Source organism: Neobacillus sp. MER 74, from assembly GCF_023714155.1.
In genome coordinates this window covers 82,547-102,226 of record NZ_JAMAUV010000015.1, presented here as the reverse complement: position 1 = coordinate 102,226, position 19,680 = coordinate 82,547, and the positions used below count along the sequence as shown (strand labels likewise).

General features: G+C 39.3%; 18 protein-coding genes. 16 read left to right on the top strand and 2 right to left on the bottom strand.

The window, feature by feature from the left end; translation table 11 throughout:
* Positions 1-149 precede the first annotated feature (149 nt).
* The 10 genes from M3610_RS20595 to fabF all read left to right on the top strand — a co-directional run bounded on the left by M3610_RS20595 (position 150) and on the right by fabF (position 10,804).
* Positions 150-1,469, top strand: coding sequence for an MFS transporter (locus M3610_RS20595; RefSeq protein ID WP_251462026.1), 1,320 nt, complete (start codon positions 150-152; stop codon positions 1,467-1,469).
* A gap of 214 nt (positions 1,470-1,683) precedes the next feature.
* Positions 1,684-2,715 carry a dihydroxyacetone kinase subunit DhaK gene (locus M3610_RS20590; protein WP_251462023.1) on the top strand — a complete coding sequence of 344 codons (1,032 nt, stop codon included), beginning with the start codon at positions 1,684-1,686 and terminating at the stop codon, positions 2,713-2,715.
* Positions 2,705-3,373 (top strand): dihydroxyacetone kinase subunit DhaL, encoded by a 669-nt coding sequence (gene dhaL / locus M3610_RS20585; RefSeq protein WP_098576094.1) that lies wholly within the window; start codon positions 2,705-2,707, stop codon positions 3,371-3,373. The genes M3610_RS20590 and dhaL overlap by 11 nt, the downstream gene beginning before the upstream one ends.
* A 45-nt stretch (positions 3,374-3,418) precedes the next feature.
* Complete coding sequence (locus M3610_RS20580; protein WP_251462020.1) at positions 3,419-4,342, top strand: dihydrodipicolinate synthase family protein; 924 nt, start codon at positions 3,419-3,421, stop codon at positions 4,340-4,342.
* A 75-nt stretch (positions 4,343-4,417) separates the two neighbouring features.
* Complete coding sequence (locus tag M3610_RS20575) at positions 4,418-5,230, top strand: class I fructose-bisphosphate aldolase (protein WP_251462017.1); 813 nt, start codon at positions 4,418-4,420, stop codon at positions 5,228-5,230.
* 86 nt (positions 5,231-5,316) lie between these two features.
* Complete coding sequence (locus tag M3610_RS20570; RefSeq protein ID WP_251462014.1) at positions 5,317-6,216, top strand: sugar phosphate isomerase/epimerase family protein; 900 nt, start codon at positions 5,317-5,319, stop codon at positions 6,214-6,216.
* Between the two features lie 47 nt (positions 6,217-6,263).
* Entirely contained in the window at positions 6,264-7,055 is a 792-nt protein-coding gene (locus M3610_RS20565; protein WP_098576090.1) for a triose-phosphate isomerase, read from the top strand.
* 319 nt (positions 7,056-7,374) lie between these two features.
* Entirely contained in the window at positions 7,375-8,160 is a 786-nt protein-coding gene (locus M3610_RS20560) for a DeoR/GlpR family DNA-binding transcription regulator (protein WP_098576089.1), read from the top strand.
* Between the two features lie 190 nt (positions 8,161-8,350).
* Positions 8,351-8,734: a hypothetical protein gene (locus tag M3610_RS20555; protein WP_098576088.1), complete on the top strand. Its 384-nt coding sequence runs from the start codon at positions 8,351-8,353 to the stop codon at positions 8,732-8,734.
* Positions 8,735-9,559: 825 nt separating this feature from the next.
* A complete protein-coding gene (fabF, locus tag M3610_RS20550) occupies positions 9,560-10,804 on the top strand; it encodes a beta-ketoacyl-ACP synthase II (protein WP_251462053.1) in 1,245 nt (414 codons plus the stop codon).
* 231 nt (positions 10,805-11,035) lie between these two features.
* On the opposite strand, the gene rlmN is transcribed toward fabF, so the two are convergent.
* Complete coding sequence (rlmN, locus tag M3610_RS20545; RefSeq protein WP_251462011.1) at positions 11,036-12,094, bottom strand: dual-specificity RNA methyltransferase RlmN; 1,059 nt, start codon at positions 12,092-12,094, stop codon at positions 11,036-11,038.
* 321 nt (positions 12,095-12,415) lie between these two features.
* Here rlmN and M3610_RS20540 point away from each other — a divergent pair, with 321 nt between their 5' ends.
* From M3610_RS20540 to bioB, 3 genes are all read left to right on the top strand, one after another.
* Complete coding sequence (locus tag M3610_RS20540; protein ID WP_311315844.1) at positions 12,416-13,777, top strand: D-serine ammonia-lyase; 1,362 nt, start codon at positions 12,416-12,418, stop codon at positions 13,775-13,777.
* A 69-nt stretch (positions 13,778-13,846) separates the two neighbouring features.
* Positions 13,847-14,005, top strand: a complete 159-nt coding sequence (locus M3610_RS20535; RefSeq protein WP_251462008.1) for a hypothetical protein — start codon at positions 13,847-13,849, stop codon at positions 14,003-14,005.
* Positions 14,006-14,302: 297 nt separating this feature from the next.
* Positions 14,303-15,301, top strand: a complete 999-nt coding sequence (gene bioB / locus M3610_RS20530) for a biotin synthase BioB (protein WP_251462005.1) — start codon at positions 14,303-14,305, stop codon at positions 15,299-15,301.
* Positions 15,302-15,370: 69 nt separating this feature from the next.
* Here bioB and M3610_RS20525 read toward each other — a convergent pair whose 3' ends face one another.
* Positions 15,371-16,204 carry an RMD1 family protein gene (locus tag M3610_RS20525; protein ID WP_251462001.1) on the bottom strand — a complete coding sequence of 278 codons (834 nt, stop codon included), beginning with the start codon at positions 16,202-16,204 and terminating at the stop codon, positions 15,371-15,373.
* Between the two features lie 260 nt (positions 16,205-16,464).
* On the opposite strand from M3610_RS20525, the gene M3610_RS20520 reads away from it, so the two are divergent.
* Genes M3610_RS20520 through M3610_RS20510 form a run of 3 tightly spaced genes read left to right on the top strand, consistent with a single transcriptional unit; the run spans position 16,465 to position 19,657 of the window.
* The gene (locus tag M3610_RS20520; RefSeq protein WP_251461998.1) at positions 16,465-17,631 is read left to right on the top strand and encodes a M24 family metallopeptidase; all 1,167 of its coding nucleotides are present in this window, start codon (positions 16,465-16,467) and stop codon (positions 17,629-17,631) included.
* A gap of 48 nt (positions 17,632-17,679) precedes the next feature.
* Positions 17,680-18,678, top strand: coding sequence for an ABC transporter ATP-binding protein (locus M3610_RS20515; protein ID WP_251461995.1), 999 nt, complete (start codon positions 17,680-17,682; stop codon positions 18,676-18,678).
* On the top strand, positions 18,671-19,657 hold the full coding sequence (locus M3610_RS20510) for an ABC transporter ATP-binding protein (RefSeq protein WP_251461992.1): 987 nt from the start codon (positions 18,671-18,673) through the stop codon (positions 19,655-19,657). The genes M3610_RS20515 and M3610_RS20510 overlap by 8 nt, the downstream gene beginning before the upstream one ends.
* Positions 19,658-19,680: the final 23 nt, after the last annotated feature.

Sequence of the window (19,680 nt, the reverse complement as noted above, 5' to 3'; positions counted from 1 at the left end):
GATTAGGTGTTCGGTGTGGTAACCTCACTTTTAACCTAATTTCACGGGGGTGGCAAGTTTTTTGCATTTAAATCCCTTTAAATCAAGGATTATTAACTTTTTTAATATAAAAGTTTTGACAATACGAAAATAGATGTAGGAGGAATAACATGAAAACAGAACAAGCGCTTCAGACGGATTTCCCGGTCAAGGCAGCGAAACCAAAAAAGAATTTCCGTTGGACCGTTGTTATTTGGCTATTAATCGGTGGAATTATTAACTATTTAGACCGAACCAATCTTTCGATTGCAGCACCAGCGATGGTTGAAGATTTAAACCTAAATATGACGCATATCGGTCTATTAGGAACGATCTTTTCTTGGACATATGCTTGTATGCAGCTTCCTTCCGGCTGGTTAATTGATAAATTCGGTGCAAAGCGAATTTACTCGATTGCTGTTTTGTGGTGGAGTATTGCTACTGCTTTAACAGGTGCGTGTAACAAGCTGCTTACCTTAGTTGGAGCAAGGTTCTTACTTGGAGTCGGGGAAGCGCCATGTATGCCTTCTAATGCTAAGATTACTGCCCAATGGTTCCCTAAGAGTGAACGGGGATTAGCAACTGGGTTTTGGGATGCCTCATCAAAGGTTGGTCCTGCTATTGCACCACCTATTTTAGTGGCTATTCAGGTTGCATTTGGCTGGCGTGCATTATTCTTCATTACTGGTGCAGTTGGTATTGTCTTTGTCCTTTTATTTATGAAATTCTACAAAACACCTGATAAGAGTAAGCTGCTTTCTAAAGAGGAATATGATTATATTAAGGCTGAAGGCGGCGCAAGCAATGATACTGTTGAATCAACCAATATCAAATGGAGAGAGTTATTTAAATATAGAAGTGTCTGGGGAATGATCGGCGGCTTCTTCTGTACGATTTGGATTTGGAATATTTTCCTTACGTTCTTACCTTTATATCTATTAAAAACACAAGATATTACCTTTAAAGAACTCGGTATTTATGCGGCTATTCCATATTTCGGAGGGATTGTCGGAAACTTAGGCGGCGGTTACATCACAAAGGTGTTAGCGGATAAAGGAATTTGTTCTCCAATTAACGCGAAACGTGGTCTGATTGCGATCAGTGCACTTTTAGCTGCTGCGTTTGTTATTGCACTTCCATTTGTACATGGGTTAGGGATCACGATTACTTTGATGACTTTAGCACTTTGTGTGGTTTCAGCGATTACTGGCAGTGCATGGGCATTGTCTGGTGACGTAGCACCTCCTGCCATGGTTGGATCTGTCGGTGCGATCCAGAACTTCGGTGGATACTTCGGTGGAGCATTTGCGCCATTAGTAACAGGTATCATTTTAGATGCAACAGGTTCTTATTCCATAGCCTTTATTTCCGGTGGGGTTATTGCTGGATTTGCAGCTATCTTCTATTGGTTTGTTGTGAAAGAACCAATTAAACCAACTAAAGCAGCATAATGATGAAGAAGAATAAGAGGGCTGCTAATTGTAGCCCTCTTATTCTTTTAACAAGAAATGTTGATATTTGTCGAAGAAAGAGAGAAAATTTAATTTATTTTTAATAAAATGAAAATTGACACAATAAAACATGAAGGTTATGATTATAAATGAAAACAAATAAAAACAAATGAAAATACAAAGAGTTTTGTTTTAATAGAAAGGGGAGTTTAGTTTGAAGAAGATTATTAACCAACCCGAACGCGTAGTTGAAGAAACAATTGAGGGCTTTCTAGCAGCTTATAAAAGTACTTATCAAAAAGTTGAAAATGTAAACGGAATCATTCGGCGGAATCTCAAGGATAAAGTGGCGATCGTTACTGGTGGCGGCAGCGGCCACGAACCATTGTTTTTGGGGCTGATTGGGGAAGGACTAGCTGATGGGGTCACATTAGGGAATGTTTTTGCAGCTCCGCCGCCAACGAATGTATTTGAAGTAGCGAAGGCAGTGGATTCTGGCAAGGGAGTTCTATTTATCTACGGAAACTATTCTGGCGATGTATTAAACTTCGGCATGGCAGAAGAATTACTTGAAATGGAAGATATTCAGACAAAGACAGTCCTCGTAACTGATGACGTAGCATCCGCTCCTGTTGAACGAAAAGGAGATCGCCGGGGGATTGCCGGAGATATTTTCGTCGTTAAGATTGCTGGGGCTGCGGCGGAAAAAGGACTGTCATTAGAAGAAGTTACACAAGTAACCCAGAAAGCGAATGACCATACGTTCTCCATTGGTGTTGCCTTAGCTCCAGGATCGATTCCCGGTGCGGTAGAGCTGCCATATACACTAGGTGACGATGAAATTGAGATTGGCATGGGCATCCACGGGGAGCCGGGAATGGAACGCACGAAAATGATGCCTGCTGATGAGTTAACAGATAAGTTATTGGCAAAGCTGCTTGAGGAAAGCAATATTGAGGCTGGCGATGAAGTGGCTGTATTAGTGAATGGCCTCGGGTCCACAACACTAATGGAACTATTAATCATAAACCGCAGAGTGGCACAAATTTTAGAAGAAAATGAGATTAAAGCGTATGACATGGATGTAAATAGCTATTGTACAACACAAGAAATGGCTGGATTCTCAATCACATTACTGAAGTTGGATGATGAATTAAAAGATTTATATAATGCACCTGCAGATTCACCGTATTACAAAAAAGGATTAATACCTGCAAAAATCGGAGGGAACGTTTATGCCAAATAGTGTCCAAGAGGTTAAGTTGAATGCTGAACAAGTAAAGAATATGTTCTTGTATGTTGGTGAACAAGTCATTGAGAACAAACCGTTTTTAACCAAAATTGATAGCGCTATTGGTGATGGAGATCATGGAATTGGCATGGCAGTTGGATTTACAAAGGCAGAAGAAAATTTGACCAAAAAAGAGTTTACAACCATCAATGACGTCTTTAAAACAATAGGTATGTCGATGATTGCGAATATGGGCGGGGCTTCTGGTGTTATTTTTGGAACATTGTTTACTGGCGGTGTGAAAGGTCTTGAACCACAAGAGGAACTGTCCCTGCCGCTATTAGCGCAAATTCTTGAAGGATCCGTGAAATCTATTAAAGAACGCGGGAAGGCTGAATTAGGAGATAAAACGATGATTGACGCACTAGAGCCTGCCGTGGACGGACTTAAACTAAGTGTGGAAGCAAATCATAGTTTACTAGAAGGACTTGCCCTTGCTGAAAAACATGCAGCAGGCGGTGTAGAAAAGTCGAAGCAATATGTCGCGAAGTTTGGCAGGGCAAAATCACTTGGAGAACGAGCAATCGGTCACCAAGATGCCGGAGCAACAACCGTCTGGATCATGTTCAAATCAATGAGAGAATGGGTCGAGAAAGCCGCCGTTCAACAATAAAGTTGGTATTGTGATAAAACTATTAAACAGGCAGGAGAAATTAAAATGACAAATAAAAAATTCCAGGGAGTTATTCCACCAGTATCAATTATTGTTGATGAACAAGGCAGACTTGATAAAAAAGGAATGGCAACTGTTATTGATTTCTTAATTGAAGCTGGTGTGGATGGTTTGTTCTTTTTAGGAACAGGCGGCGAATTTTCACAAATGTCTGTGGAAGAACGCAAAGAAGTAGCTTCGTTCACAACCGAATATGTAAACGGCAGGGTGCCAGTTTTAATTGGTACAGGAAGCACGAATACACGTGAAGTCGTGCTGCTCAGTCAACATGCCGAATCAGTAGGAGCAGATGCGGTAGTGGTCATCAACCCTTACTTTTGGAATTTAACTGAAGAAAACTTATTTGCTCATTATAGTGAAATTGCCAATTCTGTTAACTTACCGATTTTACTTTATAATTTCCCAACCATGACAGGACAGGATTTAACTCCGGAATTTGTCCTTAAATTGGTTGATGCACATGAGAATATCGTTGGAATCAAGGAAACAGTTGAAAGTGTTTCACATATTCGCGACATGATTTTAACCGTGAAAGGGAAACATCCGGATTTTGTGGTGTTCTCTGGTTTTGACGATCATTTCCTACAAACCTTGACTCTTGGCGGTGATGGTGCGATTAGTGCTTCTGTTAATTTCGCTCCGGAATTAGCGCTTGGTGTTTACAAGGGGTTCAAAGAGAACCGTATTGATGAAGCAGTATCATTCCACCAACGAATGGCCGTATTGCCAACTATGTACAAACTTGATTCACCGTTTGTAAGTGTGGTAAAGGAAGCCATGAAATTGCGGGGAATGGATATTTCCACGAACGTTCTAGCACCAGCAAGGCCATTAAGTGCTGAAAAGATTGAGGAGCTTAAAAAGATTCTCGTTCAAGCGGACCTATTAGAAAGTGCACCAGTTAAATAATTTAGAAGAAAAGATCTCCACCGTGGGATCTTTTTTACAAGGTTTAGAGATGTGAACAAAGAAAGGGAGCCGGTTATGTCCAAAACAAGAAGAATGTCACGCATTTTTTCAAATGATGGTAAATCAATTACACTGGCGTTGGATGGATACTATTTCTCCACCAAGACGGCAGGAATTGATCAAACGATTGCCCTTTTGCCACAGCTGATTGAGAACGGGCTTGATGCTGTCATTGTTACATATGGAATGGCAAAATTATACGCAGAGTCCTTTAAGGACGTTGGGTTGGTTGTCCGTGCTGACTTATCTACCAGCGTATTTGATGCACGGATTCCCCAGACTACGGACATTCTTTCGGTTGAAGATGCACTAAAGCTTGGGGCAGACAGTGTTATTTCGATGACTTTCCCCGGTGCGGATGGTGAAACGGCCTCACACAAAATGGCCTGGGAACTTGCCAAAGCGGCAGATAATTGGAATGTTCCATATATGTGTGAGACGCTGCCGTATAGCTATCATGTGACAAGCCCAGAATCCAATCAAATCGAGACGATTGCCGCAGCAGCACGGATCGGGACAGAGTTGGGAGCAGATATTATTAAGACTAGATTAACTGGAGATCCAGCTGATGTGAAAATCATTGAAGCTGCCAAACGGCCCGTTCTTGTGTTAGGGGGGCCAAAAACGGATAACATCCTTGACTATTTCAATTATGTAAAACATTGCATGGATGTGGGCGCAAAAGGTGTGGCTGTTGGTCGGAATATTACCCTAGATGAAAATCCAATTGGTGTCGTGGCGGGGTTAAATACAATTATTCATCAAAATGGAACGCCCGCAGATGCTTACCAAAGCTATCAATCTAGCTTTGCTCTGCTTCAAGCCTAAGACATAGGATGGCTGTGTCATTTAACTGATAGTTAGGAATAACAAGAGAAGCATTTGATAACCTATCGATAAAGGAGAAATGTAAAATGAGTACCCGGTTTATTCCATCCCTGCTTGTCCCTGAAATTTATTTTCCAATGCAACAAGAAAAAGATTTCACTGTCAATTTGCTAGAAAAAATGGCTGTTGATGGTTTTTATCGCTCGTATGAAATAGCAGACGGGCAAAACCATCAAGAGAGAAAACGTATTTTGGCCTTAAAGGAACAATACAACTTTCAACTAACACAATGGTTAACCTTTTTAATAGATAAAAACAAGCTGGATGTTTCCTCGTTGGATTCACAATTGCGCTCTGAATCCGTTCGTCAGATTAAAGAGAATATCTATTTGGCTGCAGAGTGCGGGGCAAGCAATATTGCCTTTGTTCCAGGTCCAGATCCAGGCCCAGAGCGTCGACTTGAAGCGATGGAAGGCTTTTATGAAGCGTTATGTGATATTTGCGAGGAAGCCGGCAAATATCGAATGAATGTGTTGGTCGAACATTTGGATCGCTTTGCCCATAAAAAACGTCTGATTGGTCCAATGAGTGATACCGTTGAATTGCTTTCAAGTGTGGCTAAAAAGCACAGCAATATTGGTTTAGCCTTTGATACCGCGCATGCTGCCTTAAATAAGGAAGACATTTCGGAGGCATTAGAACTAGCAAAAGCACAAATTCATCAGATTCATTTTTCCAATGCGGTGGTCGATCCGACCAGTGAATTATATGGGGATTTCCATATGCCTATTGGAGAACCAGGCTTCTTAACTATTGAGAAGATCAGTGATATTTTACGAAAAGCTGACGAACTTAGTCTCCAATCCGAACATGGGCTCCGTGTCGCTGTGGAAGTAAGAGGGAAAGATAAGGACAATTACCAAGAGAATGAAACAATCGTCCGGTCAATTTTAGAAAAAGCATTAAATTTAGTAGCCAGTAGATAATGATAGAATCAACAAGAAAAGATTGGACGAGGGAGGTAGGTTTCTAGATGAATAAGATTTGGATCGGGACTAATTGGAAGATGACAAAGACCATCGCAGAAGGAATCGACTTTACGAAAGGACTTAGACAGATTTCAAAAGCGATCACTTCGAATCTCCAATTATTTATTATTCCTTCTCATACATCCCTTCTTCCTATTAAAGAGATAACCGCTGGTTCCGATATTTATTTGGGGGCCCAAAACATGCATTGGGAAGATAGTGGTGCATTTACAGGAGAGATTTCTCCGCGAATGCTAACTGAAATTGGTATTGATATGATTGAGCTTGGCCATTCGGAACGCAGACAATATTTTAATGAAACGGATGCAGCAATTAATAAAAAAGTTCATGCTGCCTTACGCTATTCAATGAAGCCTCTGATTTGCATTGGAGAAAACATAGAGCAGAAGAAACAGCAGATTTCGAAAGAAACATTGGCAGCACAGCTAAAGGTTTGCCTGCAGGGAGTATCCAGGGAACAGGCAAGGGAGGTTCTGGTCGCTTATGAACCTGTCTGGGCGATTGGCGAGCAGGGCGTTCCTGCAGATGCCGGGTATGTTTCTGAAATCCATGACTTTCTTCGACATACATTAGAAGGGCTTTTTGAAGAAGTTGGCCGTGAAATACCGATTTTGTATGGCGGCAGTGTGAATCATGATAATTTTCTTGAATATATCGATTTAGAAAATGTGAATGGACTCTTTATTGGCAGAGCTGCTTGGAACATCGACAGTTTCCAAGTCATTCTAAAGCAACTTGAATTACATCTAGAAAGTAAAGCAAGTCAAGTTCTATGATTGAATCTCCTCTTTAGTAGGAAGAGAAGCGAAGTCTTCTCTCTACTTCGGAGGGGACTTTTTTTTCCGATTTTATTGGTTATTTTGCTAAGAAGTATGAAATTTTGTTTTCCTTTATTTTCAAATATAGTTAATTAACGCGGTAAAGCAAAATAAAACAAAATAAAGTGAAAGTAGATTTAAATGGAAAAAATAAATATTTTAGCATATTCGGTGATTAAACAGGACTTTTTAGCCATTTAGCTATATAATATGAATAAATATATTATTTCGGTAGAATGTTTAGTAAACTTTCGAAAATAAATGAAAGGGTGGAACTATGTTCGCAGATCAACGCAGAAATTTAATAATTGAATTACTGACAGAAAAGGGAGTCGTAACTGTAAATGATTTGACCGGTTTGCTTAATATTTCTGCAGCCACCATACGATCGGATTTAAACCAAATGGAGAAACAAGGCTTGCTTTTACGTACACATGGCGGGGCGATGCTGAAAGCGGAAGAAACCAATAAAGAATCGGATCAACTTGAAAAAAACTATGAAATTCGCGAAAAGAAATTCCGCGCGGAAAAACAAAGGATCGGAAAGAGTGCGCTTAAGTATATACAAGAGGGGCAATGTATTCTTTTAGATGCGAGTACAACCTGTTTCGAACTAGCCAAATTTTTGTGTGACACAAAAAAGAGATTAACAGTCGTGACAAGTGGAATTGCAACAGCGGCGATGTTAAAAGAGAATCCATATTTAACCGTCATTATCATTGGCGGAATTGTTAGGAACAATTCTAATTCCATCGAAGGGTTATTAGGGGAGGAGCTATTACGGAAAATTAATATTGATATTTTATTCACATCTGCCCACGCTTTTAATATTCGCGATGGCCTCTCTGATTTTAGCTTATATGAAGTAGAATTAAAAAAGGTTATGGTTTCCGTTGCGAATAAAGTCATTGGATTGCTGGATCATAGTAAAGTTGACAAAAGCTCCATTGCAACGTTTGCGCGTCCTAATGAAATCGACATTTTTATTACGGACGAACCTGTTTCTGAAGAAATAAGTTATTTTTTCACTTCCAATGGAATTGAACTGGAAATTGCAGAATAAGGCATAATAATCAATGTTAAAGTTAAGACAAGGGCAGAACTGCTCTTGTCTTCTTGGGTTTTTTTGAAATAGGTAGAAGGATCTTTCTATATTAATAATTAATTAGGGAATCATATACAAAAGTGCGATGAAACCTTATGGGGATTTGTTCGTATAAATATAACAAAGGTTAAAAGGAGAGGTACGTGTAATGTTTTTAGAAGAACTAGAGAAAAGGGAAAAAATCGCATTTCTTGAATTGGCTGCAATGATTGCCAGAATTGATGGCAAATTATCCATATATGAAAATTCCTTGCTAAAAAAATATCAAAGGGAAATGGAGCTGGACGATTATGAGCTCGAGGGTCTCTCTATAGAAGAAATTTTAACGGAATTTAAAAGTGAACGCTCTAAATATATCGTCTTAACTGAAATCTTTCAGCTTATTTATTCTGATGGAGTTTTTCACGATCATGAAAGCGAATTTGTCCATATAATAAAGAGGCACTTTGGATTCGATGCAAGTGAATTTGGAACGTTCAAGGATTGGGTTGAGAAAATAAAAGAATTATCGGTAACAAAGCGAGAGCGTTAGAATACCCTTAATTGAGTACATGATCACTTTAGATAAAAATACAATGGCCCCTATCCTTATTGGACTAGGGGCCATTTATGCTTTAATTGTTATTCCTCTTCTGTATATGCTTCCGTGGTGGTATCCATGCACTCCCAGCATTCACTTCGATTCCTTTCATACTTGGATAATTCACTCCCACAAGAAATACAAAAATCCATAAGAATTGATTCCCCTTTCAAGTGAAGTTTATATATATGTTTATTTATATTCCAACATAGCTTGTTAGAGAACCATGTACCTGTAAGCAAAAATAAATTCCTATAGGAATGTGGGCTGCAGCTGTGATTAACATCTTTTTATAAAACGAGTCTAATCAGGTTTTTTATTTTTTCATATTAATATAGTAATCAATTTCTAGGAGGTGGAGATATTGACACGGAGAAAAAAGAGCCTGCCCCTCTGTATTTTCCCAAATTATCGCTGGTGCGGTCCAGGATGCAGCGGGCCGGGAAGACCCATTAATGATGTAGATAACTGCTGTTACCATCATGATCGCTGTTTAAGCCAAGGGAATTCCTCATGTTATTGTGACAAACAATTCATAAAATGCCTCAGCACAAAAATGAATCCTCATACCCAAAAGGGTAGAAATGCACGATTAATGTATATGTTCATGAAACTGAAAACAACCTTCTGTCCGAAATAGTTCTTATATTGCTAAAGCATTTGCTTCCATTTGAATAAACTAAATCCTAAAATCGTTTGCAATCAATTTGTCCATCCTCTCTGAATTCGATACACTATAGAGTGTAGGTAACTTATAACTGGGTGGGAGAGAGCATTATTATGAGTAAAAGAGTAGTGATTACAGGTATTGGAGCAGTCACTCCTTTGGGGAATGATGCTCAAACAACATGGGAAAATATTAAAAATGGTGTATCGGGTGTTGGCCCAGCCACTATCTTTGACGTAGAAAAGGTCGATATTAAAATTGCGGCGGAAGTAAAGGGCTTTGTACCAGAAGAGTTTATGGATAAAAGAGAAGCAAGAAGGATGGGGCGTTATAGCCAGTTTGCGGTGGCAGCAAGTCAAATGGCTGTAAAGGATTCGGGGATTCAGATCGGAGAAGACATTCCAGCAGAACAGGTCGGTGTCTGGATTGGTTCAGGAATTGGCGGACTAGGTGAATTCGAGGAACAACATAGAAAGTTTATTGAAAAAGGACAAAGAAGAGTCAACCCGTTTACCATTCCGATGTTTATCCCAGACATGGCAGCTGGACAAGTTTCCATTGCACTGGGTGCTAAAGGAATCAACAATTGTTCGGTGACTGCATGTGCATCCGGGGCCAATTCCATCGGTGATGCATTCCGCGTTATTCAAAAAGGGGATATGGAGATGATAATTGCGGGTGGAACAGAAGCAACGATTACTGAAATGACCGTAGCTGGTTTTTCGAATATGACCGCTCTTTCTAAAAATCCTGATCCGAACACAGCAAGTCGGCCTTTTGATAAGAATCGCGATGGTTTTGTAATTGGGGAAGGCGCAGGAGTTGTGGTCCTAGAAGAACTAGAACACGCAATTGCCCGTGGTGCTAAGATTTATGGAGAATTGATCGGCTATGGCGCAACCGGTGATGCCCATCATATTACCACGCCTGCACCCGACGGAGAAGGGGCTGGCAGGGCAATGAAATTGGCATTAGACGATGCGGATATTTCCCCTGAACAAGTGGACTATATAAATGCACATGGGACATCCACTTATTATAATGATTTGTATGAAACGTTAGCCATTAAAGAAGTTTTCAAAGAACATGCCTATCATTTATCGGTTAGTTCCACGAAATCAATGACTGGTCACTTATTGGGTGCTACTGGTGCAATTGAAGCGATATTCTCTGTTTTAGCCATCAATGAGGGAATCATTCCGCCAACCATCAACTATGAAACGCCGGATGAAGAACTGGATTTAGATTATGTTCCAAATGAAGCAAAGAAGAAAGATGTTCAAGTCGTTTTATCCAACTCATTAGGATTCGGCGGACATAATGCTACATTAATTTTTAAAAAGTTTACCGAGTAACGATAGCAAATAGCAAAAAAAAAGGGTGTCTAAAGATTATTTAGATACCCTTTTTCTATGGGTTTAGACTATTTCCGACAAAAATAAAACTAACCAAACGTTTGATTAGTTTTAGTATAAACACTTGTATCAACTGAATTTTTTCCCGGGAAATGGAGGGGAAAGTGTCGAAATCCGAATCGACAAAAAAAGACCGGGTATCGCTACCCGGTCTTACCTAAAAAACTATGCTTAAGCATTTCTTATTTGTTTGCTTCGTAATTGACCGCACGCGGCATCAATGTCTGTGCCATGCTCTTGGCGGATCTTACAATTAACCCCGCCCTTTTTCAACGTATCATAAAAGGACAATACCGATTCCTGTTCACTTCGTTGATATTGACTGTGTTCATCAACCGGGTTATATGGAATTAAGTTTACATAGACTTTCTGACCGAGTGGACGAAGCAGGTCGACAAGCTCCACAGCTTCTTGTTTATGGTCATTAACATCTCGCAACAGAATATATTCAATCGTAATCCGTCGATTTGTTTTGTCTACGTAATACTCCATCGCCTTCATTAATTTTTCAATCGGAATGGCCCGGTTTATTTTCATAATACGCGTACGAAGTTCATTATTTGGCGCATGTAATGACACTGCAAGGTTTACCTGCAGCCCTTTATCCGTGAACTCAATCAGCTTGTCCGCAAGACCGCTTGTGGAGACGGTGATCCGTCTAGCCGCGATGGCTAGTCCTTTATCATCTTTAATTACCTTGATAAAATCTAATAGGTTTTCAAAATTATCAAAAGGTTCCCCAATGCCCATCACGACCACATGACTGACGGTTTCTCCCCGGCCTTTTTTGTCCAGATGCAGCTGCACATTCATAATTTGCTCAACAATTTCCCCACTGGATAAATCGCGGCTTTTCGCTAATAACCCACTTGCACAAAAGCTGCAGCCGATGTTACAGCCTACTTGTGTTGTCACGCAAACGGAAAGGCCGTATTTCTGCCTCATTAAAACCGTTTCGATTAAATTGCCATCCTGCAATTTAAACAAAAACTTAATCGTGCCATCAGCGGATTCTTGTTTAATGTGTTCCTGTAAGGTTTGGATCACGAAGTTGTCTGCTAAAAGTTGAACACACTCTGGATTAACTTCCGTCATCTCCGAGAATGCTGTGACACGCTTTCGATAAAGGTACTCCCAAACTTTCTGTGCCCTTGACTTCTTCTCGCCGTGGGCCTCAAGCCAGGCGGCTAATTGATCGATCGTTAATCCGTATATACTCTGTTTATTCATATGTTCCTCCTCTTTTCGTAACGATAAAACTTACTAAAATTTATCTTTACCTACTATATAAATAGTGAATTGACTCTAAATCAGTTAATCACCATACATGTAATTTTAAAAACATTATCTATTATACCAAGAAAAGACACATTATAAAAAAATACCTTTAATTGGTTGTTATTGAAGTGTAGCCGTTTGTTAAATAAAAAAATTAAAAAATTGGCGGGGTCACCGTTTTCAAATATATGTTAAACTGCATTTAACAATTATTAAATTATATTTTACGTTGTGCTGAAGACTATAATCAAGTCAATGAGGAGGACTATCAAAGTGAAAGAGATTGAATTCGGAGATTTACAAACATGGAGAGAAAACTATCCTTTACTAAACAAACTCATTTCGATGAATGAAATATTATGGTTAAATCCTAAACTTGAAAAGTTTAAAACAGGAATTAAAAAATCCCCCCTTACTCAAGTTGATGTAAAGGATGCAGATGAAAGATTGAAACGTTTTGCTCCATATATTGCCAAGGTTTTCCCAGAAACCAAAAAGAAGAATGGGATAATAGAATCTCCATTGGTGAGAATTCCTTCTATGAAACAATCTTTAGAGCAGAATTATCGACAACCGATATTAGGTGAATTATTGCTTAAGTGTGATAGTCACCTCCCTATATCAGGGTCTATAAAAGCAAGAGGCGGGATTTATGAAGTTCTCAAACATGCCGAAGATTTAGCTCTTCAACATCAATTGTTGACGATTCAAGATGACTATTCCATTTTAGATAGTGATAGGTTTCGAACTTTCTTCTCCCAATACTCCATCGCAGTAGGTTCGACTGGAAATTTAGGACTTAGTATAGGCATCATAAGTGCAAAGTTAGGTTTTAATGTGACCGTTCATATGTCGGCTGATGCAAAACAATGGAAAAAAGACTTACTTCGAAGCAAAAATGTTAATGTAATTGAATATGAATCGGATTATAGTAAAGCAGTAGAGGAAGGTCGACTCCAAGCAGATAGGGATCCTGCATGTTATTTTGTAGATGATGAAAATTCTTATGACCTATTTTTAGGATACGCAGTAGCAGCATCTCGATTACAAAAACAATTAGAAGAGTTAGAGATAACAATTGATGAAAATCATCCTTTGTTTGTTTACCTCCCATGTGGAGTAGGCGGTGGTCCTGGCGGAATAGCTTTTGGTTTGAAGTTAGTATATCAAGACCATGTTCACTGTTTCTTTGCAGAACCTAGCCACTCTCCATGTATGTTACTTGGTTTAATGACTGGACTTCATGATAAAATTTCTGTGCAAGATATTGGTCTTGATAATGTAACAGATGCTGATGGACTTGCTGTAGGAAGACCATCTGGATTTGTGGGTAAAACCATAGAACCGTTTCTAAGTGGTAATTATACGGTTAGCGATGAACAGTTGTATAAGCTATTAAAGGAACTAGTTGATACAGAGGGGATTCGTTTAGAACCTTCAGCACTAGCAGGCATGATAGGACCAATTAAATTATCTAAAGATGGAACGAATTATTTACTGAAGCATAATTTAACGGAAAAAATGAGTAAAGCTACTCATATTATCTGGGGGACTGGTGGAAATATGGTTCCTGAAGAAATGATGAAGCAATATTATCAAAAAGGATTGAATTTATCGTTAGACAATCAAAAGTAATTCAACACAGGGGTTAGTTGACCCCTGTGTTTTTATTGAGAAAAATTTTTTATTTGAACGGGAACTTGAATGTATCCTTTGGCCAAGCATCGCCCTTTTGATGAAGAGGGAAAAGAGAAGTTTTTAGAAGATATGATTGGTTGGTTAGACGGTCAGATTGATAAAAAACAAAAGGTGCGTTACCGGGAGGGTGTTCAAGGTATGGTAAGAGGCACTTTGCCTGAATAGAGACAAAAGAGTGTTTATATTTTCAATAGAATACGTGATTTTCAAGAAAAAGCGGAGATATTCCCGCTTTTTTTTGCGCCTTGTCACCGATTTCTCTAATCAACGGGCGAATTTTTCAGGTTAATGGGCGAATATGGGGTTCCAATCAGCGAATTTTAGAATGCATCGAGCGAATCTAGTATTTCAATGAGCGAATCTATTTTTATTTACGATTATATCGTTTTATTGTTAACCTATTTATTATTATAGTTTACAATAAAAGAATAGATATATTTATTATAAAATGGAGGGATAAAGATGAATAAATGGATGAATCTTGCAGAGCGAGTATTAGATGGGATGGATATAACCAATCAAGAGGCACTTTCCATATTAGAATGTCCAGATGATGACGTTCTTCTGCTAATGCACGCTGCTTTTCAAATCAGAAAGCGATATTATGGAAAAAAGGTAAAACTTAATATGATTATGAATGCGAAATCTGGTCTCTGTCCCGAGAATTGTGGCTATTGCTCTCAATCATCTATTTCGACAGCACCGATTAATTCTTACAGAATGGTAGATAAGGATACGATACTTGAAGGCGCAAAACGTGCACATGATTTAAATATAGGGACGTACTGTATTGTGGCTAGTGGCAGAGGGCCAACTAATAAAGATGTTGCACACGTAGTGGAGGCAGTTAAAGAAATAAAGGAAACATATGGATTGAAAGTTTGTGCCTGTCTAGGGCTGTTAAAACCAGAGCAAGCGAAGCAGCTGAAAGAAGCAGGTGTGGATCGTTACAATCATAATATCAATACATCAGCGCGCAATCATGCAAACATCACAACATCGCATACATACGATGATCGAGCCAATACGGTGGAAACAGTAAAGGAATCCGGAATGTCCCCATGTTCAGGTGTCATTGTTGGGATGAGGGAGACAAAGCAAGATGTAGTTGATATGGCTAATAGCTTAAAAGCTCTTGATGCGGATTCCATTCCAGTTAATTTCTTACATGCGATTGATGGCACTCCATTAGAAGGAGTAAAAGAATTGAGCCCGCTATATTGTTTAAGGGTATTGGCATTATTTCGTTTTATCAATCCAACAAAGGAAATTCGGATCTCAGGTGGAAGAGAAGTCAACCTACGTTCGTTACAAGCATTGGGTCTTTACGCGGCCAATTCCATCTTTGTCGGTGATTACTTAACGACCACTGGACAAGAAGAATCCGAAGATCACAAAATGTTACTTGATTTAGGATTTGAGGTAGAAACCGTAGAAGAAATGAAAGCGAGCTTAAACTAGAGGTTTATTCTAATACTAAATCAAAGGGAAGAGGCACCCGGTCCGAAGTCACCGGGTGTCACCTTTTATTTATAGCCAGCCGCCAATTTCCAAAACCGTCAGGACAATCTCAATGACAATAAGAGTGACGATGATCCATTCCACGAATAATCCTCGAATGGAATGGCTGATGGTGGAAAAACCGTCCATGATGTTATATAAAATCTCCGTTTTGCTCTTCAATATTTTATAGCGATCGTTCAATTCAAAAAACTCCACCATTCTGTCGTAAAAACCGCTGGCCGCACTGCTCGTCCAGGTAATATCAGGCTTATCCAAAATCATAATATACGCAAGGGTATTGTACTCGTGACGGACGATTTTTGCTGTAGTCCGGGCCAGCTCCTTGTTGCCAATTCTCAGGTTGCCTTTCTCCAGTCTGTCGATCATGGTTTCGAGTTTGTCATGGATTTGCCCAAGTTGTTCCTCTGTCTTTTCAAGCGCGACGGACTTTGCTATTACTGTAGAAATCAATTCAGGGTAAAATTCCTCATATTCAGGGACGACTACATATTCATCCGTCAATTCAAGGCTTTCCGTTTCTGTAATATGAAGGCAGTAATCGTCGCTATATCTGTCCGCTTGTTTAATGTCAAAATCTGGTTCGAAGGAATGGATGTAATGCAATAAACTCTCGATCTCATCAGCACATAAATGATTAATGAAGACGATACTTCCAAAGGAAAAGATCAGGACCATTTGCGAATCGTCGACATGGTTATGGAGAATTGATTCTAGAATAGCGCCTCTGAGGATTAACGGTTGTTCCCAAGTGAATTTTTTGGGAATCCCGCAATGAATGGCAATTTTGTTCAAGTCAATTTCATGGGTGACAGCAAATGCTTTAAAGGTTATTTCTTTCACTTTGATCACCCTTCCAGTGATTTGTCCTTTTTTCGATTTTATTCTACTTCTTTCAAAAACATGCTTACACTGAAAAGGAGTATTTTAACGTTTAGAAAAAATTAAATGTTTTAAATTTTAGAAATATTTGTTATACTATGAAAGAAGAGTCAATATACTGGTTTGGCATTAGTGTATTGCCAATTTTTATTGCCTGTTCGTTTAGAAAATATTAAACGTTTTAAACGTTTGAAAAATATAATAGAGAAGGAGGTTTGTACATGGTATTTGAGGCCGGAGAATTTAAAGAGCGATTACATAAAACAAAGGCTGAAATGCAAAAAAGAGAGATTGATATATTAATAACTACAAATCCAGCAAACATGAATTACCTTTCAGGTTATGATGGCTACTCCTTTTATGTCATTCAAGGTGTAGTCGTTCTGATGGATGAGCCGGAACCGCTGTGGATTGGCAGGAAGATGGATGTTCCCGGTGCAGAATTTTCCACATGGCTCAGTATAGAGAATATCTTCGGCTATGGAGATGATTTCGTCCAATCTAACACGAAACATCCGATGCACTTTTTTGCTGATGTTTTATCTGAAAAGGGTGTTACCAACAAAACGATTGGTCTCGAATGGTGTCAGGACTCTCTAAGCGTTACCTCTTTTATGGAATTCCAAAAAAAACTACCTAATTGCCAGTTTAAAGATGCATCCTTTTTAGTCAATCAGGTGAGAATGATTAAATCGGATATGGAAATTTACTATATGAAACTAGCAGGAGAAATTACTGCTAACGCGATGAAAATGGCCATCGACTCTATTAATGAAGGAGTAAAAGAATCAGACGTTGCTGCGAGAATTTATCAAACCCTGATTAAAGGGACTGAATTACAGGCTGGAGATTATCCAGCGATTATTCCTCTCATGTCTTCTGGTAATAAAATATCGGCACCACATTTGTCTTGGACAAACAGTTCATATAAAAAAGATGATATTGTTACCCTAGAATTATCCGGCTGTGTTCATCGTTACCATGCACCATTAGCAAGAACCGTTTACATAGGCACTCCTCCTCAGAAATACATCGATATTGTAAATATTGTTCTAGAAGGCTTACAAGAAATGCTTCAAGTGATTAAAGCAGGGGTAACCTGTGATGAGGTTGCTAGGAGCTGGAACAAGATATTAGCAAAATCTACAATAACAAAAGAATCCCGCGTTGGTTATCCCATTGGAATCGGTTATCCCCCAGATTGGGGTGAACAGACGATTAGTATTCGTCCTGGAGACCGAACGAATTTACAAAAAAATATGACCCTTCATATCTTACCAGCACTATTTCAAGCTGACACAGGATTTGTCGTCAGTGAATCGATCAGAGTAACAGAAGATGGATCTGAACTTCTTACACACTTACCTCAAAATCTTGTTCATAAATAAGAAGAATGAATTAACCGAGATATACCATGTCATTAGAGAGGTGAAACGATGAGGAGTAAACCTGTATTAGAAGTGAAAAACCTAACGACATCATTCTTTACGGATGAAGGAACCATCCCGGCAGTAGATAATATCAGTTTTCATATTAATAAAGGGGAAATTCTAGGTGTTGTCGGTGAATCTGGGTGTGGAAAAAGCGTTACATCTTTATCGATCATGGGATTGGTTCCAAATCCTCCGGGAAAAATCGTAAGCGGTGAAATATTATTAAACGGTGAGGACCTAACGAAACTACCTAAAAAAAGAATGCGGCAGATTCGCGGAAATGATGTTGCGATGATTTTCCAAGAACCAATGACCTCTCTTAATCCCGTTTATACAATAGGCAATCAATTAGTTGAAGCCGTTCGACTTCATCAAAAAGTGGATAAAAAACAGGCTAGGAATCGGGCGATTGAAATTATGAAGCTTGTGGGTCTGCCGAGAGCGGAAGAATTAATTGATGAGTATCCCCACCAATTATCTGGTGGAATGAGACAACGTGTGATGATTGCAATGGCAATGGTATGTGAGCCTAAATTATTGATAGCGGATGAACCAACAACCGCACTGGATGTGACAATCCAGGCTCAAATATTAAGACTTATGAAAAGATTAAATGAAAACTATCAGACAGCCATCATGCTGATTACCCACGATTTAGGAGTCGTCGCGGAAGTCTGCAAAAGGGTAATTGTAATGTATGCAGGTAAGATTGTTGAGGAGGGGGATGTTGAATCGATTTATGAAAATCCAAAACATCCTTATACGATTGGATTAATAAAATCAGTTCCTGATGTCAATCAGAAGATAGACAAGCTATATTCCATCCCTGGTAATGTACCAAAGCCTGGATCCATCAAACAAGGATGTGCATTTGCAGCGCGCTGCGAATTTGCGATGAATCGCTGTTTTTCAGAAAATCCCCCATTACTTGATAGTGGTCAAGGACAGAGTGTCCGCTGCTTCTTACACGAAACAGTAGAGGATGTGAGCTACAGTGTCTGATACTTTACTAGAAGTTAAGAATCTAAGGAAGCACTTCCCGATTAAAGGAGGCATCATAGGTAAGCAAGTAGGCTCGGTAAAAGCCGTTGATGGTGTTTCTTTTCATATAAAAAAAGGGGAAACATTGGGATTAGTAGGTGAGAGCGGCTGTGGGAAATCCACTACTGGCCGGCTATTAATGAGATTACTAGAACCGACAGATGGTGAAATTTACTTTGAAGATCAGGATATTACAAGACTTTCAAGGAAAGAGATGAAAAGCCTTCGAAAAGAAATGCAAATGATTTTTCAGGATCCTTTTGCTTCATTAAACCCAAGACATACGGTAGAACGAATTTTATCAGAGCCCTTAATTGTACAGGGAATTGGCAGTGCGGAGGAGCGGAAAAGAAAGGTCAGAGAAATGCTGGAGGTCGTGGGCTTAAGCAGCTATCACGCCAAGCGTTATCCTCATCAATTCAGCGGAGGACAAAGGCAGCGGATTGGAATTGCCAGAGCATTAATGACAAGACCCAAATTAATCGTAGCGGATGAACCTGTTTCCGCACTAGATGTCTCGATCCAATCACAGGTTTTAAATCTCCTGCAGGAATTACAAAAGGAATTTGATTTGACGTACCTTTTTATTGCTCACGACCTAGGAGTTGTCAGGCATATTAGTGATCGGGTTGGCGTGATGTATTTGGGGCATTTAGTGGAACTGACCGAGAGTGAATGCCTTTATGAAAGCCCCTTGCATCCCTATACCAAAGCTCTATTATCAGCTGTACCAATTGCGGATCCGAAAGCTGTTAGAAATGAAAAAGAGATTTTAACCGGTGATATTCCAAGTCCTTCTAATCCTCCTAAAGGGTGTCCTTTTCATACAAGATGTCCTAAAGCCATGGATGTTTGTCAGTCACAGAGTCCTAAACTTCAGGAGGTTGAGCCATCTCATTATGTTGCTTGTCACCTTTATCATGATGGGGAACTGCAATAATAAATTATAAAAGATAGGGAGAG

What these genes read in the sequence shown, in the direction of transcription:
- M3610_RS20535 (WP_251462008.1), top strand. Translation starts at nt 13,847, where the DNA reads ATGTATCCTTTGGCCAAGCATCGCCCTTTTGATGAAGAGGGAAAAGAG.
- bioB (WP_251462005.1), top strand. Translation starts at nt 14,303, where the DNA reads ATGAATAAATGGATGAATCTTGCAGAGCGAGTATTAGATGGGATGGAT.
- M3610_RS20580 (WP_251462020.1), top strand. Translation starts at nt 3,419, where the DNA reads ATGACAAATAAAAAATTCCAGGGAGTTATTCCACCAGTATCAATTATT.
- M3610_RS20595 (WP_251462026.1), top strand. Translation starts at nt 150, where the DNA reads ATGAAAACAGAACAAGCGCTTCAGACGGATTTCCCGGTCAAGGCAGCG.
- M3610_RS20520 (WP_251461998.1), top strand. Translation starts at nt 16,465, where the DNA reads ATGGTATTTGAGGCCGGAGAATTTAAAGAGCGATTACATAAAACAAAG.
- rlmN (WP_251462011.1), bottom strand. Translation starts at nt 12,094, where the DNA reads ATGAATAAACAGAGTATATACGGATTAACGATCGATCAATTAGCCGCC.
- M3610_RS20560 (WP_098576089.1), top strand. Translation starts at nt 7,375, where the DNA reads ATGTTCGCAGATCAACGCAGAAATTTAATAATTGAATTACTGACAGAA.
- dhaL (WP_098576094.1), top strand. Translation starts at nt 2,705, where the DNA reads ATGCCAAATAGTGTCCAAGAGGTTAAGTTGAATGCTGAACAAGTAAAG.
- M3610_RS20555 (WP_098576088.1), top strand. Translation starts at nt 8,351, where the DNA reads ATGTTTTTAGAAGAACTAGAGAAAAGGGAAAAAATCGCATTTCTTGAA.
- M3610_RS20570 (WP_251462014.1), top strand. Translation starts at nt 5,317, where the DNA reads ATGAGTACCCGGTTTATTCCATCCCTGCTTGTCCCTGAAATTTATTTT.
- M3610_RS20515 (WP_251461995.1), top strand. Translation starts at nt 17,680, where the DNA reads ATGAGGAGTAAACCTGTATTAGAAGTGAAAAACCTAACGACATCATTC.
- M3610_RS20565 (WP_098576090.1), top strand. Translation starts at nt 6,264, where the DNA reads ATGAATAAGATTTGGATCGGGACTAATTGGAAGATGACAAAGACCATC.
- M3610_RS20575 (WP_251462017.1), top strand. Translation starts at nt 4,418, where the DNA reads ATGTCCAAAACAAGAAGAATGTCACGCATTTTTTCAAATGATGGTAAA.